Source organism: Streptomyces sp., from assembly GCF_050698815.1.
In the GTDB taxonomy this organism is placed as follows: domain Bacteria; phylum Actinomycetota; class Actinomycetes; order Streptomycetales; family Streptomycetaceae; genus Streptomyces.
Genome location: NZ_JBOHCV010000567.1, coordinates 1 through 6250 on the forward strand (window position 1 = coordinate 1; position 6250 = coordinate 6250).

Here is a 6250-nt window from a genome sequence, read left to right on the forward strand (position 1 = left end):
GGTATCACAGCTCGGACGATCAACTCGGCGAATCTCGAGGAGTGGAGTGGTATCGAGGACGAACTGCGCTCGGACCAGGTCGACGTCTTGTTGATCAGCCCGGAGCGGCTCAACAACCCGGGATTCCGTGACGACGTGCTGCCGGGCCTGGCGGCACGGCTGGGGCTGCTGGTCGTCGACGAGGCACACTGCATCTCCGACTGGGGCCACGATTTCCGGCCCGACTACCGTCGGCTGCGCACCATGCTGGCCGGACTGCCGGTGGGGGTGCCGGTGCTGGCCACCACTGCCACCGCCAACGCCCGGGTGACCGCCGACGTGGCCGAGCAGCTCGACACGGGCACCCGGTCCGGCGACGACGACGCGGGCGAGGGTGGTGACGCGGCGCTCGTGCTGCGCGGCCCCCTGGACCGGGAGAGCCTCAGCCTGGGCGTGCTGCGGCTGCCCGACGCGGCACACCGCCTGGCGTGGCTCGCCGACCATCTGGAGAAGCTGCCGGGTTCCGGGATCGTCTACACGCTGACGGTCGCGGCGGCGGAGGAGGTGGCGGCGTTCCTCCGCGGCCGCGGACACTCCGTGGCCTCCTACACCGGCAGGACCGAGAACTCCGAGCGGGAGGCGGCGGAGAGCGACCTGCTGGCCAACCGGGTCAAGGCTCTGGTGGCCACATCGGCGCTGGGGATGGGATTCGACAAACCCGACCTGGGTTTCGTCATCCATCTCGGTTCCCCCTCCTCCCCCATCGCCTATTACCAGCAGGTGGGGCGGGCGGGCCGTGGTGTGGAGCACGCGGAGGTACTGCTGCTGCCGGGGCCCGAGGACGAGGCGATCTGGCGCTACTTCGCCTCCCTCGCCTTCCCCGCCGAGGACCAGGTGCGGCAGACCCTCGAGGTGCTGAGGTCGGCGGACGGCCCGCTGTCGCTGCCCGCGCTGGAGCCCCGGGTCGAGCTGCGCCGGTCGCGGCTGGAGACGATGCTCAAGGTGCTGGACGTGGACGGTGCCGTACGCCGGGTGCGGGGCGGCTGGACCGTCACCGGTCAGCCGTGGTCCTACGACGCGGACCGGTACGCCTGGGTGGCCCGGCAGCGGGACGCCGAGCAGCAGGCCATGCGGGACTACGCGGCGACCACGGAGTGCCGGATGTGGTACCTGCGGCGGCAGTTGGACGACGAGGAGGCCACCCCCTGCGGACGCTGCGACAACTGCGCGGGGGCGCGGTTCACCGCTGACGTCTCGGGAGCCACGCTGGACGCGGCGCGTGGCGAACTGCGCCGGCCGGGTGTGGAGGTGGAACCGCGGAAAATGTGGCCCACTGGACTGCCGGCCGTCGGCGTGCCGTTGAAGGGACGCATAGCAGCCGGTCAGCAGGCCGCCACGGGTCGCGCGCTGGGGCGGCTGTCGGACATCGGCTGGGGGAACCGGCTGCGCCCGCTGCTGGCTCCCCAGGCGGACGACGGGCCGGTGCCCGAGGACGTGGTCGAGGCCGCTGTGACGGTGCTGGCCGACTGGGCCAAGGCGCCCGGTGGCTGGGCCTCCGGAGACCCGGACGCGCCGGCCCGCCCGGTCGGCGTGGTCACGGTCGCTTCGCGGGCACGTCCGGAGCTGGTGCGCTCGCTGGGCGAACGGATCTCCGCGGTCGGCCGTATGCCCCTGCTCGGCACAGTGGCCTACGCGGAGGAGCTGCCGGTGACAGTTCCCCCACGCAGCAACGGAGCACAGCGGCTCCGCGCGCTCTTCGGTGCGCTGACGCTCCCACCGCCCTTGGCCGAGTCGGTCGCGGCCGGCGGCGGCCCGGTGCTGCTGGTGGACGACTTCACCGAGACCGGGTGGACCCTCGCGGTGGCCGCGCGGCTGCTTCGGGAGGCAGGCGCAGAGAGGGTGTTGCCGCTGGTGCTGGCCGTGCAGGGCTGATCACGGTGGAGTTCGCGGCGGTGTTCGCACAGGCAGTCACAGCATCACAGCAGGGCGCGCAGCCGCTCCGGATCGCCGCAGACGATGAGCCGGCCAGCCGCCTTCGCCAGCGCGGCGGGCAGCGCCGCGGCGGCCTGCGTGTCGGTGCCGCCGTTGACAGCCAGGACCACGACCGCTCGCGGAGTGACACGGGAGAGCGCGTCGGCGGGCACACAGAAGACGTCCTCGCCGTCGGCGAGTTGACGCCAATAGGCGTCCTCTCCGAAGGAGAGCTCGTGCTGGGCCCAGGGGTGCTGCTCGCCGGTGGTGACGACGAGGACGTCACCCGGCGCGCTGCCGTCGTCGAGCAGTTCGTCGACGGTCTCGTCCGCGACGTCCACGGCCGTGTCGTCGGTGGCGGCGACCAGGTGAATCCGCTCGACGGGACCGGGAGCGGGAGCCGGATCGAGATCGGCGGTCGAGCCGCGCTGCGCCGGTGCGCTGCCGGTGCGCCCGGTGCCGGGCCGACCGGGAGTGGGTCCCTTGCTGTCCGCGCGCGGAGGCGCGGGACGGGCGGAGGCGCGGGGGCCGGGAATGGGTGCTGCGGTGAGGGAGACCTGCGGAGTTCGGGTCGTGGCCGATGTGCTGCGGCTGCCCGGGACACTCTCGTGAATCTGTGGCTCCTCGGGGGTGAGAGGCATGGGGTGATGTCTACCAAACGTCGGTACGGGTGTCGTCATCGGGTTCGCCCGGCACGTCATGAGCCTTGTGCCGGCGCGTTCAGAACAGGCCGATCTGTTCGGCGGGATCGTTCAGCTCGGCCGGATCGATCCGGGTGCGCTTCAGATGCCGCCAGCGCGGCAGCGCGTCCATGAAGGCCCACGACAGCCTGTGGTGCGGCGTGGGCCCCTGTGCCCGCAGGGCGGTCTTGTGTACGGGCGACGGATAGCCGGCGTTGTCCTCGAAGGCGAAGTCGGCGTGGTCGGCTCCGAGTTCGGCCATCAGCGCGTCCCGTCTCACCTTGGCCAGCACGGAAGCGGCCGCCACGGAGACACACGACTGGTCTCCCTTGATCACGGTACGCACCCGCCAGGGCGCCCCGAGATAGTCGTGGTTGCCGTCGAGAATGACCGCGTCCGGCTGTACGGGGAGTGCCTCGAGCGCGCGTACCGCGGCCAGCCGCAGCGCGGCCGTCATGCCCCATTCGTCGATCTCGTCCGGCGAGGAGTGGCCCAGGGCGTGTGCCGAGACCCAGCCGTCCAGTACCGCCGCGAGCTCGGTGCGCCGCTTGACCGTGAGGAGCTTGGAGTCGGTGAGACCTTCCGGCGGCCGGCGCAGTCCGGTGATGGCCGCGCACACCGTCACCGGTCCTGCCCACGCTCCCCGGCCGACCTCATCGATTCCGGCGATGACTCTGGCATCGCTGGTGGCGCGCATCGATCGCTCGACGCGGTGAGTGGGGGGCTGGTACGGCATGGCGGAGTCAGCGTAGCGCCAACCACGCGCTCCCGACGGGGCGGGGCGGCCTCGGTCCGCGGAGCGCGACGGCTCCACCGGCGTGGGACACCAGGGTCCGGAGGTCATGGTGGCGGAACTCCTGGCGTCCCGGGCGTCGTTGAGTTCTCCGGGCCTCCCGCCGGCCACACCCAGGCAGGCAACGGTTCGGTGCGCGCGGCCCACTCCGGGGGCGGTGCGGCTGCCGTGGCGTCGCCGTCGCTCCCGGTGCCCGACGCGACGATCCCGCCGACGATGGCGCACGTGGTGTCCACATCACCGCCCGCCCGCGCGGTCGTCCACAACGCCTGCTCGTAGTCGCCCAGGTGCCGGACCGCGGCCCACAGGGTGAACGGCACCGTGTCGTGCGCGCTCGTACGCCGGCCGCATCCGAGCACTGCCGCGACGGTCTCCACGTCGCCGTAGTCGAGCATGTCCCCCGCCCGCCGCAGTCCTGCCGCTACGGCGCTGCGCGGCACCACCTCCAGCACGCGCTCCAGCAGCAGCTCGCCGGCCGGCGCCGACTGCGGGCGCCGCTCCCCCGGGGTGGTTGCCGCTCCCCCGCCCGCCACCAGTGCCGAGGCGACCGCCACAGCCACGGTGCCGGCGACCGCCTCAGGGTGCTGATGGGTGACACGGGCGGAGAGTTCGGCCTGCTCCGCGGCCCGGAGGGGGTCGCCGGCGAACCAGGCGCCGAGCGGAGCGGCCCGCATCGCCGCCCCGTTCCCCCACGACCCGCGACCGTCGAAGAGGGCACCGGCCAGCTCCCGCCAGTCCGCACCCTCCTGCCGGATCTGCCGCAGCATGCGGTGCACGGCGGGCCCGTACTCCCGCTGGTCGTCGTGATGCTCGGCGAAGGCGGCGGCCAGCGCGTCCTGCTCGACGCCCCTGTGCGCGTCCAGCACCGCCACCATCGAACAGGCCATCTCGGTGTCGTCGGTCCACCGCCAGGGACCGGCCGGGAGCCGACGCTGCCGCAGCAGCGGGCGATTGCCGGGAAGGGAGAACTGTGCGCCCAAGGCGTCCCCCACCCGCAGGCCGTGCAGGCTTGCGAGGGCACGGTCCAGCTGCTCACCGTGGACGAGATCGTGGGGTGCGGCGCTCATCGCGTACGACTCTCACTGCTGGGGCCATAAGGACGAGGTGTGCGCCACTGCTCGAAGGGACGGTCGAGGTGGTAATGCCCGTCCTTTCCTAGTTCCAGCGTACGCGTCTCCGCGTTTCCGGGGTTCGAGAGCGACTCGAACTCCGCCACCGACCAGTGCAGCCAGCGCATGCAGAACAGCCGCATCGTCAGTCCGTGCGTGACGATCAGGACGTTGGGCGGGTGGTCGGGCCGCTCGAAGCTGCGCCACAGGCTCTCCAGGAAGGCGCCCACCCTGTCATAGACGTCCGCGCCGGACTCACCCTGGGCGAAACGGTAGAAGAAGTGCCCGTAGGCGTCCCGGTACGCCTTCTGCTTCCGCACGTCCTCCCGGTCCTGCCAGTTCCCCCAGTCCTGCTCCCGCAGCCGCGGTTCCTCCCGGACCCGCAGCAGTGCCGGTTCGAGCCCGAGGGCGGCGAGGGTCTGGTGCGTGCGCCGGTAGGGCGAGACGTACGCGGAGACCCGCTCCCGCCCGAAGGTCTTCCGCAGCCGCTCTCCGGTCGCCTCGGCCTGCCGCAGCCCTCGCTCGGTCAGCGCCAGGGCGTGGTCGGGCAGCCGTTCGTAGATGCTCTCGTCGTGGTTCCCCTCCGACTCTCCGTGCCGGACCAGGACAATGCGACGGGGTCGTGCCATATGGCCACTCTAGGGTGACTTCAGGGGTCACACGGTCCAGGAAGACTCAAGGTCGATCACGTCTCCGGCGATTCCGGTCACATCCGCTCCCAGTTGGGCGCGGAGCGCGAGCCGCTCCACCCTCTCCGTGCGGTACTTTCCGTGCTCGGCCGCCGAGTTCCACATCGAGAGCACCATGAACTCGTCCTCGGCCTGGGCCTGGGCGAAGATCCCGCGCAGCATCCCGGGGGAACCGGCCATCGCCGGGTTCCACACCTTCTCCTGCATCAGCGTGTAGTGCTCGATACGGTCACCGCGCACCCGGCAGTGCGCGACCCGCAGCAGATCGGCGTCCGTGAAGACCGGCCGGAAACCGGTCTTCACGTCGAAGCGGTACTCGAAGAGGCGTACCCGCATGTCCTTGTACGTGCCGGCCTGCGCGGCGTGCAGCCGGTCGTGCGAGCGGGCCATGAAGGAGTCGTAGAAGGCGCGGCTCTCCCAGAACCCGAAGAGGTGCGCCACTCCTTCGCGGGCACGGCTCCAGCCGCCGCCCTGCCCCCGGAATCCCGGCTCGCCGAGGAGCCCCGCCCACCTCCGCTGACCCCGCTCGAACCCCCGACGGTCCATGACGGTGCAGCGCATCCACTTGACCAGCACCGCGCCATCGTACGGCCAACCGGGTGACGCGCCGTACGCTCACGGTGCCTGACCCGTCCGCGTCCGTGGCCCTCAGTGCTCCCGTCGGCCCGTACCGCCCTTCCGATACTCCGCGTAGGCGAGGCGTCCCATCGCGTGATCGGAGATCACTTGTTCCTGGCGTGCGGTGTTCCGGGGGCGAGTTGGACGACTGCGTGCCCCTTCCTGAAACGATCAGTAAGGTCGTCGGCATGCGCGATGTGCGGGTGGTGCTGATCGGGGGGACGTCGAACGTCGGTAAGACGACCGTTGCCCAAGAGATCGCGGACAGGTTCGGGTTCGAGCAGCTCTCGACGGACGGGCTGGCGCGGCACCCGGGGCGGCCCTGGCGAACACCTGAGTGGGAAGTGCCGGCGCACGTCGCCGAGCACTACGGATCACTCACCGTTGACGAAATGATCACGTCAGTTCTCG

At 71.5% G+C, this 6250-nt stretch carries 6 protein-coding genes and 1 pseudogene; 2 read left to right on the forward strand and 5 right to left on the reverse strand.

Features of this window, described 5'->3' with window-relative positions; all coding sequences use genetic code 11:
• On the forward strand, positions 1-1911 hold a 1911-nt coding region (locus ACRDP3_RS20425; protein ID WP_431518421.1), incomplete at its 5' end, for a helicase-related protein.
• 44 nt (positions 1912-1955) lie between these two features.
• Here the strand turns inward: ACRDP3_RS20425 and ACRDP3_RS20430 are convergent.
• From ACRDP3_RS20430 to ACRDP3_RS20450, 5 genes are all read right to left on the reverse strand, one after another.
• A complete protein-coding gene (locus ACRDP3_RS20430) occupies positions 1956-2591 on the reverse strand; it encodes a hypothetical protein (protein WP_431518422.1) in 636 nt (211 codons plus the stop codon).
• A 79-nt stretch (positions 2592-2670) separates the two neighbouring features.
• Positions 2671-3366 carry a ribonuclease HII gene (locus ACRDP3_RS20435; RefSeq protein WP_431518423.1) on the reverse strand — a complete coding sequence of 232 codons (696 nt, stop codon included), beginning with the start codon at positions 3364-3366 and terminating at the stop codon, positions 2671-2673.
• A gap of 104 nt (positions 3367-3470) precedes the next feature.
• Positions 3471-4490 (reverse strand): ADP-ribosylglycohydrolase family protein, encoded by a 1020-nt coding sequence (locus ACRDP3_RS20440; protein WP_431518424.1) that lies wholly within the window; start codon positions 4488-4490, stop codon positions 3471-3473.
• Complete coding sequence (locus ACRDP3_RS20445) at positions 4487-5161, reverse strand: histidine phosphatase family protein (protein ID WP_431518425.1); 675 nt, start codon at positions 5159-5161, stop codon at positions 4487-4489. The genes ACRDP3_RS20440 and ACRDP3_RS20445 overlap by 4 nt, the downstream gene beginning before the upstream one ends.
• 27 nt (positions 5162-5188) lie before the next feature.
• The gene (locus tag ACRDP3_RS20450) at positions 5189-5797 is read right to left on the reverse strand and encodes a YdbC family protein (protein WP_431518426.1); all 609 of its coding nucleotides are present in this window, start codon (positions 5795-5797) and stop codon (positions 5189-5191) included.
• Between the two features lie 230 nt (positions 5798-6027).
• Between ACRDP3_RS20450 and ACRDP3_RS20455 the strand changes: the two are divergent.
• Positions 6028-6250: pseudogene (locus ACRDP3_RS20455) on the forward strand (hypothetical protein); the annotation flags it as partial.